11 protein-coding genes and 1 pseudogene are annotated in these 13457 nt (G+C 73.8%); 9 read left to right on the forward strand and 3 right to left on the reverse strand.

Annotation, left to right across the window (positions count from 1 at the left end):
- Nucleotides 1–15: 15 nt before the first annotated feature.
- From ACH4EB_RS02660 to ACH4EB_RS02675, 4 genes are all read left to right on the forward strand, one after another.
- Nucleotides 16–957, forward strand: coding sequence for an ACP S-malonyltransferase (locus tag ACH4EB_RS02660; RefSeq protein WP_398345734.1), 942 nt, complete (start codon nt 16–18; stop codon nt 955–957).
- 13 nt (nt 958–970) lie between these two features.
- The gene (locus ACH4EB_RS02665; RefSeq protein ID WP_398345423.1) at nt 971–2017 is read left to right on the forward strand and encodes a ketoacyl-ACP synthase III; all 1047 of its coding nucleotides are present in this window, start codon (nt 971–973) and stop codon (nt 2015–2017) included.
- Between the two features lie 122 nt (nt 2018–2139).
- Nucleotides 2140–2388 carry an acyl carrier protein gene (locus ACH4EB_RS02670; protein WP_398345424.1) on the forward strand — a complete coding sequence of 83 codons (249 nt, stop codon included), beginning with the start codon at nt 2140–2142 and terminating at the stop codon, nt 2386–2388.
- 78 nt (nt 2389–2466) lie between these two features.
- Nucleotides 2467–3735 carry a beta-ketoacyl-[acyl-carrier-protein] synthase family protein gene (locus tag ACH4EB_RS02675; protein WP_398345425.1) on the forward strand — a complete coding sequence of 423 codons (1269 nt, stop codon included), beginning with the start codon at nt 2467–2469 and terminating at the stop codon, nt 3733–3735.
- An 89-nt stretch (nt 3736–3824) separates the two neighbouring features.
- Here ACH4EB_RS02675 and ACH4EB_RS02680 read toward each other — a convergent pair whose 3' ends face one another.
- Both ACH4EB_RS02680 and ACH4EB_RS02685 read right to left on the reverse strand, forming a co-directional pair.
- Nucleotides 3825–4694 (reverse strand): NAD(P)-dependent oxidoreductase, encoded by an 870-nt coding sequence (locus tag ACH4EB_RS02680; protein WP_398345427.1) that lies wholly within the window; start codon nt 4692–4694, stop codon nt 3825–3827.
- A gap of 67 nt (nt 4695–4761) precedes the next feature.
- Nucleotides 4762–5256, reverse strand: coding sequence for a DUF3145 domain-containing protein (locus ACH4EB_RS02685; protein WP_398345428.1), 495 nt, complete (start codon nt 5254–5256; stop codon nt 4762–4764).
- A gap of 326 nt (nt 5257–5582) precedes the next feature.
- Here ACH4EB_RS02685 and ACH4EB_RS02690 point away from each other — a divergent pair, with 326 nt between their 5' ends.
- Both ACH4EB_RS02690 and ACH4EB_RS02695 read left to right on the forward strand, forming a co-directional pair.
- Nucleotides 5583–6476, forward strand: a complete 894-nt coding sequence (locus tag ACH4EB_RS02690) for a GDSL-type esterase/lipase family protein (RefSeq protein ID WP_398345429.1) — start codon at nt 5583–5585, stop codon at nt 6474–6476.
- Nucleotides 6477–6680: 204 nt separating this feature from the next.
- Nucleotides 6681–7412 carry a DUF4097 family beta strand repeat-containing protein gene (locus tag ACH4EB_RS02695; protein WP_398345430.1) on the forward strand — a complete coding sequence of 244 codons (732 nt, stop codon included), beginning with the start codon at nt 6681–6683 and terminating at the stop codon, nt 7410–7412.
- A gap of 123 nt (nt 7413–7535) precedes the next feature.
- Here the strand turns inward: ACH4EB_RS02695 and ACH4EB_RS02700 are convergent, their stop codons facing one another.
- Nucleotides 7536–10151 carry a glycoside hydrolase family 3 C-terminal domain-containing protein gene (locus ACH4EB_RS02700; RefSeq protein WP_398345431.1) on the reverse strand — a complete coding sequence of 872 codons (2616 nt, stop codon included), beginning with the start codon at nt 10149–10151 and terminating at the stop codon, nt 7536–7538.
- Between the two features lie 236 nt (nt 10152–10387).
- Here ACH4EB_RS02700 and ACH4EB_RS02705 point away from each other — a divergent pair.
- The 3 genes and pseudogenes from ACH4EB_RS02705 to ACH4EB_RS02715 all read left to right on the forward strand — a co-directional run.
- Nucleotides 10388–10915, forward strand: a pseudogene (locus ACH4EB_RS02705) (TetR/AcrR family transcriptional regulator); the annotation flags it as partial.
- Between the two features lie 281 nt (nt 10916–11196).
- Entirely contained in the window at nt 11197–12537 is a 1341-nt protein-coding gene (locus ACH4EB_RS02710) for a pyroglutamyl peptidase (RefSeq protein ID WP_398345432.1), read from the forward strand.
- Nucleotides 12534–13343 (forward strand): carbon-nitrogen hydrolase family protein, encoded by an 810-nt coding sequence (locus ACH4EB_RS02715; protein ID WP_398345433.1) that lies wholly within the window; start codon nt 12534–12536, stop codon nt 13341–13343. Before ACH4EB_RS02710 ends, ACH4EB_RS02715 begins: the two co-directional genes overlap by 4 nt.
- Nucleotides 13344–13457 lie beyond the last annotated feature (114 nt).

Below are 13457 nucleotides of genomic sequence, written 5' to 3' on the forward strand. Positions count from 1 at the left end.
AGAGAGAGTGTGAGGGTGCTCGTACTCGTCGCTCCCGGCCAAGGCGCTCAGACGCCCGGCTTCCTGACCCCCTGGCTCGACCTCCCCGGAGTCGAAGACCGGCTTCGCGCGTGGTCGGCCGCCATCGACCTGGACCTGGTCCACTACGGCACGAAGGCCGACGCGGACGAGATCCGCGATACCGCGGTGGCGCAGCCGCTGCTGGTGGCGGCCTCCCTGCTCTCCGCCCGGCAGCTTTTCGCGACCCCGGAGGACTTCTCCCGGCAGGTCGGCGCCGCCGCCGGGCACAGCGTCGGCGAGCTGGCCGCCGCGGCGCTGACCGGCGTGCTGTCCGAGGACGCCGCGCTGCGGCTGGTACGCAAGCGGGGCCTGGCGATGGCCGACGCCGCCGCCGTCACCGAGACCGGCATGGCCGCCCTCCTCGGCGGCGAGCAGGACGTGGTCCTGCCGCACCTGGAGAAGCTGGGCCTGACCCCCGCGAACGTCAACGGCGCGGGCCAGATCGTCGCCGCTGGCACCGCCGAGCAGCTCGCCGCGCTGGCCGCCGACAAGCCCGAGGGCACCCGCCGGGTCGTACCGCTGAAGGTGGCCGGCGCCTTCCACACCGTCCACATGGCCCCGGCCGTGACGGTCCTGGAGGAAGCGGTCGGGCAGGTCACGCCCGCCGACCCGCACACCCGGTACGTCTCGAACAAGGACGGCCGCGTCGTCACCGACGGGCAGGACGTCGTGCGCCGCCTGGTCGGCCAGGTGGCCAACCCGGTGCGCTGGGACCTGTGCATGGAGACGTTCAAGGAGCTGGGCGTCACCGGCATCGTCGAGATGAGCCCCGGCGGCACCCTCGTCGGCATCGCCAAGCGCGCCCTGCCCGGGGTGCGGACCCTGGCGCTCAAGACCCCGGACGACCTCGACGCGGCCCGCACGCTGATCGCCGAGCACTCTGCCCAGGCCGAATAGGAGCCCCGAGAGCATGACCTCGAAGATCAAGCCCGCCAAGGGCGCCGCGTACGCGCGCATCATGGGCGTCGGCGGCTACCGCCCGACCCGTGTGGTGCCGAACGAGGAGATCCTCAAGCACATCGACTCCTCCGACGAGTGGATCCGCTCGCGCTCCGGCATCGCCACCCGGCACTGGGCCGGCCCGGACGAGACCGTGGCGGCCATGTCGGTGGAGGCGGCCGGCAAGGCCATCGCGGACGCCGGCATCACGCCCGAGCAGATCGGCGCGGTGGTCGTCTCGACCGTCTCGCACTTCAAGCAGACCCCGGCCATCGCGACCGAGATCGCCCACAAGGTCGGCGCGGGCAAGCCCGCCGCGTTCGACATCTCCGCAGGTTGCGCCGGATTCGGTTACGGTCTGACGCTCGCCAAGGGCATGATCACCGACGGCAGCGCGGAGTATGTGCTCGTCATCGGCGTCGAGCGGCTCTCGGACCTGACCGACCTGGAGGACCGGGCCACCGCGTTCCTCTTCGGTGACGGCGCGGGCGCCGTGGTCGTCGGCCCCGGCAAGGAGCCCGCGATCGGCCCGACCGTCTGGGGCTCGGAGGGCGACAAGGCCGAGACGATCAAGCAGACGCTCGGCTGGGACATCTACCGCCGCACCCCGGTGCCCGGCGGCGACGGCCCGGACGCCCGGGTGGCGCTGGACGAGATCCGCTACCCCGCCATCACCCAGGAGGGCCAGGCGGTCTTCCGGTGGGCGGTGTTCGAGATGGCGAAGGTCGCCCAGCAGGCGCTGGACGCGGCCGGGGTCAGCCCGGAGGACCTGGACGTCTTCATCCCGCACCAGGCCAATATGCGGATCATCGACTCGATGGTGAAGACTCTGAAGCTGCCGGAGAGCGTCACGGTCGCCCGTGACGTGGAGACCACCGGCAACACCTCGGCCGCCTCGATTCCGCTCGCCATGGAGCGGCTGCTGGCGACCGGGCAGGCCAAGAGCGGGGACACCGCGCTCGTCATCGGCTTCGGGGCGGGTCTCGTCTACGCCGCGACGGTCGTTACCCTCCCCTAGGCGAGATTCGCGCAGTGCCATCCGTGTCCGAGCGTCCCGGTGGCCGTGCGGAGCTCGCTCCACAACCCGGAACTGCAGACTTCTCTACCGTTCCCCCGACAAATTACCGAAGGAGCGCCATCATGGCCGCCACTCAGGAAGAGATCGTCGCCGGTCTCGCCGAGATCGTGAACGAGATCGCCGGGATCCCCGCCGAGGACGTCCAGCGTGACAAGTCCTTCACCGATGACCTGGACGTCGACTCGCTGTCCATGGTCGAGGTCGTCGTCGCCGCCGAGGAGCGCTTCGACGTGAAGATCCCCGACGACGACGTCAAGAACCTCAAGACGGTCGGCGACGCGACCGATTACATCCTCAAGCACCAGGGCTGATCCAGCCCCGGCGCATGTCGCCACCCCGCGGTGGCGCCGTCGATTCTCAACCCCTCTACCTGTGGAGTAAGAATTCCCGTGAACGCGACCAATCGCACCGTGGTCGTCACCGGTATCGGCGCAACCACACCGCTGGGTGGCGACAGTGCCTCGACCTGGGAGGGGCTGCTCGCCGGCCGTTCCGGCGTGTCCGCCCTCGACCAGGACTGGGCGGCCGACCTCCCGGTCCGCATCGCCGCCGCGGCAGCCGTCGACCCGGGTGAGATCATCCCCCGGGCGCAGGCCCGCAAGCTGGACCGCTCGGCGCAGTTCGCGCTGATCGCGGCCCGTGAGGCGTGGGCGGACGCCGGTTTCCAGGCCCGGGCCGGCGAGGACGCGTCGGTCGACCCGGACCGGCTCGGCGCGGTCATCGCCTCCGGCATCGGCGGCGTGACCACCCTCCTCGGCCAGTACGACGTGCTCAAGGAGAAGGGCGTACGCCGCGTCTCCCCGCACACCGTGCCGATGCTGATGCCCAACAGCCCGTCGGCCAACGTCGGCCTGGAGGTCAACGCGCGGGCCGGTGTGCACACCCCGGTCAGCGCCTGCGCCTCCGGCGCCGAGGCCATCGGCTACGCCATCGAGATGATCCGTACGGGCCGTGCCGACGTCGTCGTCGCGGGCGGTACGGAAGCGGCCATCCACCCGCTGCCGATCGCCGCGTTCGGCAACATGATGGCGATGTCGAAGAACAACGACGACCCGCAGGGCGCGTCCCGCCCCTACGACGCGGACCGCAACGGCTTCGTGCTCGGCGAGGGCTCCGGCGTGATCGTCCTGGAGTCGGCCGACCACGCCGCCAAGCGCGGCGCGAAGGTCTACGCCGAGGCCGTCGGCCAGGGCATCTCCGCCGACAGCCACGACATCGTGCAGCCCGAGCCCTCCGGCAACGGCATCGCGCACGCCCTGCAGAACCTGCTGGCCAACACCGACCTCAAGCCGGCCGAGATCGCGCACGTCAACGCGCACGCGACCTCGACGCCGCTGGGCGACCTGGCCGAGATCAAGGCGCTGCGCAAGGTCTTCGGCACCGACGTCGACCACATGGCGGTCTCCGCCACGAAGTCGATGACCGGCCACCTGCTGGGTGGCGCGGGCGGTGTGGAGACCGTCGCGTCGGTGCTGGCGATCCACCACCGGACGGCGCCGCCGACCATCAACATCCAAAACCTCGACCCCGAGGCGGCGGACGCGGACATCGTCCGCGACGAGAAGCGCGCGCTGCCCGCCGAGGGCACCCTCGCGGTGCTGAACGACTCGTTCGGCTTCGGCGGCCACAACGTGGTGCTGGCCTTCCGGACCGTCTGACCGGAGCCGGACCCGCCGGTCCGCCGTACGTGGGAGGGGGCCGTGCCATCGGGCGCGGCCCCTTTCGCGTGCCCGCGGGCCGGGCGGTCTCAGAAGCCGGCGAAGTACGCCGCCGCGCCGTCCTCGTCGCCGTGCCCCTGCGCCTCCGCCCGCCGGAAGCGCTCCGCGGCGGCCGCCGCCAGGTCCATGTGCACCCCGCCCGCCGCGGCCGCCTCCGCGATCAGCCGGGCGTCCTTGCGCGCGGCGGACACCGTGAAGGCGGCCGGGTAAGCGCCGGACAGGATCATCTCCGACTTCATCCGGAGGTAGGGCAGGTCGAGCGGGCCGCCCTCGACCGCTTCGAGGAAGGAGCGGGGGTCCACGCCGAGCCCCTGCGCGAGGGCCAGCGCCTCGCCCGTGCCGTTGATGACGGTCAGCACCCAACTGTTGACCACCAGCTTGAGGCGGCCGGCCGCTCCCGAGGAGGCGTCCTCGTCGACCCACAGGGTGCGCTGTCCGAGGATGTCGAGGACCCGTGCGGCCCGGTCCCGTACCTCCGGCGGCCCGGCCGCGAGAACGGTCAGCAGGCCCTTCTCCGCGGGTTCCTTCGTGCCGACCACGGGCGCGTCCACGAGGTCCAGCCCGTGGTCGCGGGCGAAGGCCGCGAGCGGGGCGTGTCCGCCGATGCCCACGGTGCTCATCTGGAGCCAGAGGGTCCGCTCGCGCAGGGCGGGGGCGCTGTGCCGCATGGCGTCCAGCACGGCGGGCCCGTCCAGGAGCATGGTCAGGACGGCGTCCGCGCCGTCCACCGCATCGGCCGGGGTGTCCGCGACCCGTACGCCGACGGCGGCCAGCGGTTCGGCCTTGGCGCGGGTACGGTTCCAGGCGCGTACGTCGAGGCCGGCGCCGGCGAGGTTGCGGGCCATCGCCGAGCCCATGATTCCGGTGCCGAGCACCGCCACTGAGGTCTTGTCAGGCATGCCCGCACGCTACGGCGTGGAGTGGACTCCAGGGCAAGGGCGGCGTCGGCGCGCCGCCGCGGCCGCCTCAGACGACCTGGTGCAGCCAGCGGACCGGGGCGCCCTCGCCCGCGTACCGGAAGGGCTCCAGCTCGTCGTCCCAGGGCTTGCCGAGCAGCTTGGCGACCTCGGCCGCCAGCTCGGTCTCGCCGCCCGCCGAGCGGGCGAGCGCGGCGCGCAGCCGGTCCTCGGGGATGAGGATGTCGCCGTGGATGCCGGTGACGGCGTGGAAGATGCCCAGGTCGGGCGTGGCGCTGTAGCGCTCACCCTCGGCGGTGGCGCAGGGTTCGGCGGTCACCTCGAAGCGCAGCAGGTGCCAGCCGCGCAGCGCGGAGGCCAGCTTGGAGGCCGTGCCGGCCTCACCCTGCCAGGAGAACTCGGCTCTCCAGGTGCCGGGGGACGCCGGCTGGCGGATCCAGTCGAGGTTGACGCGCACACCGAGGACGCCCGCGACGGCCCATTCGACGTGCGGGCACAGCGCGCGCGGTGCGGAGTGGACGTACAGAACTCCACGTGTCGTCACCGGGACCTCCAGTACGGTTCGAGGTTCGCCTTCCCCAGCGGCCTCGTGCCCGTTCCGGTCGCGGCCGGGACAGCTTCCAGCATTCTGCCCCAGTGATCACGTCGGCACCAGCATCCGAGGTTACCTACAGTAAACACCATGAGCCCCAATTTGCCGCAAAAGGGACAGTAAATGACGCGATGTCATGCACGCGTGCCGACCGTGCCGGTGCTGTCGGGCGAGGACCCTACGGGCCACGGCACAAGCTACCGCGCGGCAGCGGTCAGGTGGTGACGTACCGTCGGTACCGGAACAGATATCACTCGCACGCCGGAGGGGGACAGGGGATGACCGTGGTCAATCGGCCCTTTCGGCCAATCCGGGCCCGTACCGCCGCGGCCGCCGCCCTCACGGCGGCCGCGCTCACCGTCTCCCTGACCGCCTGCGGCAGCGCTCCGGAGGACGGCGGACCGGCCGCGCGCCCCTCCCCCGAGCCCACACCCGCCTGGCGCACCGACCCCGCCTCGGTGGCCGCGCTGGGCGACTCCATCACCGTCGGGTTCGACGCCTGCTCGGTGCTGTCCGACTGCCCCGCCGTCTCCTGGGCCACCGGCACGGACCCGGGGGTGAACAGCGTCGCCCGCCGGCTGGTGCGGGACCCCGCCACGCAGAGCTGGAACTTCGCGCGGACCGGCGCCCTGATGCGCGACCTGCCGGCCCAGGTCGACCAGGCCGTACGGAAGCGGCCCGAGCTGGTCACCGTCCTGGTCGGCGCCAACGACGCCTGCCGCACCGACGTCGGCGCGATGACCACGGAGGCCGCCTTCCGCGCCGGCTTCGAGACCTCCCTGCGCAAGCTCCGCCGCGCCCTGCCCAAGACGCAGGTGTACGTCGCGGCCGTGCCCGACCTGATGCGGCTGTGGTCACAGGGGCGGCAGAACCCGCTGGGCAAGGAAGTGTGGAAGCTGGGCATCTGCGGCTCGATGCTGCGTGACCCCGACGACCTCTCGAAGGCCGCGGACACCCGTCGGCAGAGCGTGCGGGAGCGGGTGATGGGCTACAACAGGGCCCTGGAGTCGGTCTGCGGACGCGACGCGCTGTGCCGCTTCGACCGGTCCGTCTTCGACTTCCGCTTCACCGGCGCGGAGTTGAGCACCTGGGACTGGTTCCACCCCGGCCGGGAGGGGCAGCGGGAGCTGGCCCGGATGGCGTTCCAGGAGATCACCCGTAAGGGGACGTAGCGACCCGGACGGGACGGTACGGACACCCCTATGCGGGGTGGCGGGCACCCTTAAGGGGGGCGCCGGAGAGATCGTTCCTGCTGGGGACCCGGGCGGAGCGCGGGCCGCGAGAGGATGACAGCCGACCCGAGCGGCGGTGCGCGCGGAACCCGTACGCCGCTCCGCGCTCTCACACTCCGCATTCCATTTCCGGGGGGACCCGCCATGACCGCACGCCGCACCACCAGACCGGGACAGCGCACCACCCGCATCGCCCTCGCCTCGGCCGCCCTGGTCACGGTGACCGTCGCGGTCACCGGCTGCGAGCTGACCGAAAAGGCCACCGAGAGCACGCAGACCTACACGGTGGACGGCCGGACCACCGAGCTGAACGTGACGACGCCGGGCGGCGCCATCGAGGTCGTCGCCGACGACACGGCCGACGGCAAGGTCAAGGTGACGGAACGGCTGCTGTACGACAAGAAGAAGCCCGCCACCCGGCACACCCTCGAAGGCGGCCGCCTCAAGCTGACCGCGGACGACTGCGGAGGCGCCAAGAGCAACTGCAGCGTCGCCTACGAGGTACGGGTGCCGCGGTCGGTCGCCGTGAAGCTGGAGACGGACGGCGGCGACATCGACGTCAAGGGGACCTCGGGGGCCGTCACCGCCAGGACCGGCGGCGGCGACATCGGCCTCACGGACTGCGCGGCCAAGCAGGCGACCGCGGACACCGACGGCGGTGACATCGACGCGCGCTTCACCGCCGTACCGGACCGGGTGGACGGCCGCAGCAGCGGCGGCCGGGTCTCGGTCCGGCTCCCGCGGGGCCGCTACGCGGTGGACGCCGGCACGGACGGCGGCGACCGCAGGGTGACCGGCGACGTGGACAGCGGCTCGCCGCACAAGGTCAAGGTGCACAGCGACGGGGGCGATGTCGAGGTGCGGGCCGGCCGCTGAGGGGGAGGGGTTCGGGCGGCTGCCTTTCCTGGTCTTAGGGGGCTTTCCTGGGGTCGCGGCTCCAGGGGCTCGGGACTCCGGCTTGGAGGCGCGGCTCGGGGGTGCGGCTCGGGGGTGCGGCTCTCAGGCCACGGTGACCTGCGCGGTCAGCCGCCGGTCGGTGACGCTGCGGGCCGCCTCGATCGCGTACGTACCGTCGACGAAGCGGCGGGCGCCGGCCGACTCGTCCCAGACCTCGAAGGCCCGGCGCGGCAGCGCGATCTCGGCCTCGGCCGTCTCGCCCGGGGCGGCCTCCACCGTCGCGAACCCGGCCAGCCAGCGGTCCGGACGGTCCGCCGGTGCCCCGACCGCGACCCGGTCCCGGGGCGCGAGGTAGATCTGCACCACCTCGCGGCCGTGGCGCGTACCGGTGTTGCGCACCCGGACCCGGGCGCGTGCCGGGGTCGCCTCCAGGGACTCGTAGCTCCAGTCGGTGTAGCCCAGTCCGTGCCCGAAGGGGTACGCCGGCTCCGGGCCCGCCCCTTCCCGCGCCCGGCGCTGCCAGGCCCGGTAGCCGATGAAGACGCCCTCTTCGTACACGACCCGGCCGTCCACCGGGGTGACCTGGGTGACCGGGGCGTCCGCCAGACGGGCGGGCCAGGTGGTCGGCAGCCGGCCGCCCGGCTCGTACGTCCCCAGCAGGACGTCGGCCAGCGCGGCCCCCGCCTCCTGGCCGGGGAACCAGCCGAGCAGGACGGCGGGCACCTCGGCGCGCCACGGCAGCTCCACCGGAGAGCCCGCGTTGACGACCACGACGGTGTGCGGGTTGGCGGCGGCCACCCGGGAGACCAGCTCGTCCTGGCGGCCCGGCAGTGCCAGGGTGGTGCGGTCGAAGCCCTCGGACTCGGTCTCCTCGGTGGTCGCCACGACCACGACCACGGCGTCCGCCCCGGAGGCGGCCCGCACCGCCTCCTCGATCTCGGCGTCCGGGTCGAGTTGCGGTTCCGCGTGGCCGAGCGCGAAGGTCAGTACGGGCAGGTCCGCGCCGAGACCGGTGCTGCGCGGGACGAACCGCAGTGCCACGTCCAGGGCCCGGCCCGCCGTCAGCTCCGCCTCCAGGCGGTGTTCCGCGGGGTTCATGAACGCCTCGAACGGGTCGTCGGTGTCCGGGGCACAGGGGGCGTCGAACAGCACCCGGCCGCCGACGGTCAGCCGCAGTTCGCCGGTGCCGGAGACGGCGAAGGTGTGCGCGCCGCCGGCCCGCGGGGTGAAGGTGCCCGCCAGCTCCACACTGTGCAGGTTGTGCTGCGTGACGCCGTCGGGCAACCGGCCCATCACCTGGACCTTGCCGTCGAACTGCGGCTCCTCGGCGAGCAGCGCGCCGTCCGCGTCGCGGTAGCGGGCGCACAGCTCGAAGCCCGCGCGGGCGTGCGGGACCTTCGTACGGGGGTCGGCGCCGACCGCGAAGACGACCTCGGTGCCGGGCAGAGCGGCGCGCAGGCCCTCCAGCGGGGAGACGATGCGCTCGGGGAAGACGGTGGCGGAGCCGCCGCCGAGCACCCGGGCGTCCTTGGCGGCGGCACCGATGACGGCGAGCTTGCGGAGGGAGTGGGGGGTGAGGGGGAGGGCGCGGGCTCGGGAATGGGGCCGGGCGGGGGCGTGGTCAGGGGCGGCCTCGTCGCGGACGGCCTGGCCGTTGCGTACGGTCTGCCCGGCGCGTACGGCCTGCCCGCCGCGCGTGACCGGCGCGTCGCGTGCGACCGGCTCGTTGCGGACGAGGACGAAGGCGCGACGGGCGACCTCGCGGGCCAGCGCGCGGCCGTCGATGTCCTCCGGCAGTTCCTCCGTGGCGACGGCGGCCGGGACGCCGTCCAGGCAGCCGGTGCGCGCGGCGAGCAGCAGCACGCGGCGCACCGCGTCGTCCACCTCGGCCTCCGTCACCCGCCCCGCGCGGACGGCCGCCGCGAGCGGGGCGCCGAAGACCGTGTGCGGCCCCGGCATCGCGAGGTCCAGGCCGCCGCGCAGCGCCCGTACCGTGTCGCGGGCCGCCGTCCAGTCGGAGACATTGACCCCGTCGAAACCCCACTCGCCCCGCAGAACGCCGGTGACCAGCTCGCGGTGTTCGGTCATCGTCGAGCCGTTGACCCGGTTGTAGGCCGTCATGACGCCCCAGGGGCGGGCGGTTTCGACGATGTGCTCGAAGGGCGCCAGGTACAGCTCGCGCAGCGGGCGCGGGGCGATCCGGTTGTCGACGGTGAAGCGCTCGGTCTCGGCGTCGTTGCCGACGAAGTGCTTGACGGTCGTCCCCACCCCGCCGTCCTGGACCCCGGCGACGTACCCCGCGCCGATCGCTCCGGTCAGGTACGGGTCCTCGGAGAGGCACTCGAAATGACGGCCGCCGAGCGGGGAGCGGTGCAGATTGACGGTGGGCGCCAGGAGGACGTGCACACCCTTGCGGCGTGCCTCCTGGGCGAGCAGCCGACCCGCGCGGCGCGCCAGCTCCGGGTCCCAGGTGGCGGCCAGCGCGGTGGGGCTGGGCAGCGCGACGGACGGGTCCTGCGCGCCCCACCCCTGGCCGCGTACGCCGATCGGCCCGTCCGACATGACCAGGGACCGCAGCCCGATCTCCGGGACGGCGGGCAGCGTCCAGACGTCCTGCCCGGACAGCAGCCGGGCCTTGGTGTCGAGGTCCAGCTTTCCGAGGGCCGCCTCGACGGCCTGGGCGGCTGCCGCGGTGTGGGCACTCCGGTGGTCGGTCATACGGCTCTCCCTGGCGTGGACGTACGGCTCTGGGCCCCTGGCCCGATTGTGCCGCGTTCGCCTGGCGTCCGGTAGGCATCGTTATCGTCACGTAATCGTACGGACAGGGTCGGCGGCGGAGTTACGCTCGGCCGGTGACTGCACGACACGAGGCGCGGCCCGAAGGCCGTCGCCGGACCGGTGGAGGGCGCGAGGCGCAGCGCGAGGAGCGGCGCGCGGCGATCCTCCAGGCCGCCATGGAACTGATCGCCGAGCGCGGCTACCGGGGCACATCACTCGCCGCCGTCGCCGAGCGCGCGGGGCTCACCCAGCAGGGCCTGCTGCACCACTTCCCCAGCAAGGAACTGCTGCTGGTCGGCGTTCTGGAGGCGCGCGACCGCTGGGACACGGCCGCCGCGGCGGCGTCCGGCGCCTGGCGCACGGAGACCCTGGCCGGGCTGGTCGAGTACAACGCCGGGCGGCCCGGCGTCGTGCAGACGTACACGGTCCTGGCCGGGGACAGCGTCACCGAGGAACACCCCGCCCGGGACTTCTTCGAACGGCGGTTCCGGCACGTGCGCGGGGCGCTGGCCGCGACGCTGCGGGCGGAGTACGGCGACCGGCTGCCGGGCGGGCTGACCCCGGAGCGGGCCGCGCCGCTGCTGGCCGCCGTGATGGACGGGCTCCAGCTCCAGTGGCTGCTGGACCCGGAGGAAGTGGACATGCCCACGGCGTTCGGGGACTTCCTGGCGCTGCTCAGGGGGGCGGAGGCGGGTACGGGGGCGGGCTCCAGGACGGGCTCGGGGGCGGACTCGGGGGCGGCCCCGGAGGCGGGCTCCAGGACGACCCCGGAGACGGGTACGGGGGCGGACGCCAGGACGACCCCAGGGGCGGCCCCGGAGGCGGGCTCAAAGGCAGACTCCCGGACGGGCCCGGAGGCGGGCGAGCGGTCCTGAAGGGGCGCGTTCCTGTGGGGCGGTCGGTCCGGTGCGGGTTCCGGGTGGGTGCCCGCCGTGGCGGGGATCAACCTCTTCCACCGGGGGCGCGGCGCCGGTTTACTCACCCCATGAGACGCATACGTACCAGGGTGGGCGTCCTCGGCGCCGCATTTCTGACCGCGGCCCCGCTCGCCCTCACCGCACCATCCGCCGCCGCCATGACCACCGGCAACACCGCCCCCGTCGTGGCGCGGGAGCGGCCCGCCACCGCGTCGGCCGTCGAGGAACGGCGGCTGTCACAGCGCGCTCCGCAGGAGATCTTGCGGCGCAGCGGGTTCGCCGGCGTGGCCGGGACGTTCGGCGACGGGCTCGCGCGGGTGCACTCGTACGGGGCGGCGAAACGGTACGTCGCCGAGGCGGGGCGCGGCCTGTGGCGGCGCGCGGTGGACCGCGTCCAGGGGCGCGGGCCGCAGGGCGGTGACCTGAGCCGGGACGACGACCGGCCGCTGTACTGGGCGCGACTGGGCATGACCAAGGCGCTGCGCGAGTGGAAGCCGCCGTTCCGGCTGACCGCGGGCCAACGGGACGCGCTGATGGGGTCGCTGGAACGCGGCTCGCGCGGGCAGGACTCGATCGACCTGCCCGGCGGCGGGCACGCCCCGTCCCGCCCCCTGCGCGTCGTCGTGACCGGCTTCGACCCCTTCCAACTGGACGCGGACGCCCGGCGCAGCAACCCGTCGGGCGCCGCGGCGCTCGCACTGGACGGCACGACGGTCCGTACGTCCTCCGGGCGGCTCGCCCGCGTCGAGACCGCCGTCTTCCCCGTACGGTGGGCCGACTTCGCGGCGGGCACCGTGGAGCGGACGCTGCTGCCGCACTTCCGGCGCGGGCCCCGTCAGGTGGATCTGTTCACCACCATCAGCCAGGGGCGGCCGGGGCAGTTCGACCTGGAGCGGACGAACGGCGCCTGGCGGGGCGGCTTCCCGGACAACGCCCGGGAGTCGCGGACCGGGACGATTCCCGTGCCGAAGGGCGTGCCGACCGTACGGCCGCAGCCGCAGTGGACCACCACGACCCTGCCGTACGCGCGGCTCACCTCCGCCGCCACCGGGCCGTTCCCGGTGCGGGACAACACGGCGGTGACCGAGATCCCGGCGGGCGGCGGGGCGCCCGTCGAGCGGCCGGACGGGCCGACGCCGGGCTCCACGGCCCGCGAGGGCGGCGGCGGTGACTACCTGTCCAACGAGATCGGCTACCGGGCGACACTGCTGCGGGACGCGCTGAAGCTGAAGGTGCCGGGCGGCCATCTGCACACCCCGGTGCTCCAGTTCGGCCCGGCAAACACCGATCCGGCGACCGGCGAAGTCACCGATCCCGACTTCGTGCGGAACCGGACGGCCATCACCGGGCAGGTACGGGCCCTCCTCACCGCCGCGTTGTCAGTGGCACCGGGCATGATGGCGAAATGATCGTCGCAGCAGCGCAATTCCCGTCCGCCGCCCTGGACATCGAGGCCAACGCGGCCCGTACGGCCGAAGCGATCGCCGAGGCCGCCGGCCGCGGTGCCGAGCTGGTCGTCCTCGCCGAGCTGGCCCTGACCGGCTATGAGCTCGACGCGATAGCCGCCGCCCCCGAGCGGTGCGTCCTCGCGCCGGACGACCCGCGGCTGGACCCGGTCCGGGAGGCCTGCCGGGCGGCGGGCGTCGCCGCGGTGGTCAACTGCCCCGGCCGTGGCCCGGCGGGCCCGGCGGACGGCATGGCGATCTCCACGTTCGTGTACGGGCCGGACGGCGCGCCGCTGGCCCGCTACGACAAGCACCACCTGCACGGCCGGGAGAACGGGCTGTTCACGGCGGGGCCGACCGCGGGCGGCCGCTTCACCTTCCGCGGCCTGAGGTTCGCTCTCGCCACCTGCTACGACAATGCCTTCAGCGCGGTGGCGGAGCAGGCCGCGGCCGACGGCTGCCAGGTGTATCTGGCCAGTTCGTTCCACGACACGGTGGACGGCACGGAGCGGTACGCCGTCAAGGCACGGGACCACGGACTCGATGTCCTGCTCGCCAACGGCATCGGCCCGGGGAGCGAGAGCGTGGCCTGCGGGTACAGCGGCATATGGGCGGCGGACGGGACATGCCTCGCGCGCCTGGCCGACGGGACCGGTCTGGCCGTGGCCGAGGTCGGCCCCGCCGCCGGGCGCACAGCGGCGGGTCCGGAAGGGGCAGCGATGTCCGACGGCCAGGGCCGGGCGAGCGCGTCGGTCCCCCAGCTCCCCTAGCCCCCCAGGCCCCTTAGGCCCCCAAGTCCCCTAGGTCCCCCAGCAGGCCCGAACGCACCCGAGCGGGCCCCGGCGGGGGCGGCGGCCGGAGAGCGGCCGCCGCCGCGCCCTCCG

It is taken from the genome of Streptomyces sp. NPDC018045, assembly GCF_044327445.1.
In the GTDB taxonomy this organism is placed as follows: Bacteria; Actinomycetota; Actinomycetes; order Streptomycetales; family Streptomycetaceae; genus Streptomyces.

Excerpts from the sequence above, each read along its gene's own strand:
- ACH4EB_RS02715 (WP_398345433.1), top strand. The coding sequence starts at position 12,534 with ATGATCGTCGCAGCAGCGCAATTCCCGTCCGCCGCCCTGGACATCGAG.
- ACH4EB_RS02670 (WP_398345424.1), top strand. The coding sequence starts at position 2,140 with ATGGCCGCCACTCAGGAAGAGATCGTCGCCGGTCTCGCCGAGATCGTG.
- ACH4EB_RS02665 (WP_398345423.1), top strand. The coding sequence starts at position 971 with ATGACCTCGAAGATCAAGCCCGCCAAGGGCGCCGCGTACGCGCGCATC.
- ACH4EB_RS02680 (WP_398345427.1), bottom strand. The coding sequence starts at position 4,694 with ATGCCTGACAAGACCTCAGTGGCGGTGCTCGGCACCGGAATCATGGGC.
- ACH4EB_RS02695 (WP_398345430.1), top strand. The coding sequence starts at position 6,681 with ATGACCGCACGCCGCACCACCAGACCGGGACAGCGCACCACCCGCATC.
- ACH4EB_RS02700 (WP_398345431.1), bottom strand. The coding sequence starts at position 10,151 with ATGACCGACCACCGGAGTGCCCACACCGCGGCAGCCGCCCAGGCCGTC.
- ACH4EB_RS02710 (WP_398345432.1), top strand. The coding sequence starts at position 11,197 with ATGAGACGCATACGTACCAGGGTGGGCGTCCTCGGCGCCGCATTTCTG.
- ACH4EB_RS02690 (WP_398345429.1), top strand. The coding sequence starts at position 5,583 with ATGACCGTGGTCAATCGGCCCTTTCGGCCAATCCGGGCCCGTACCGCC.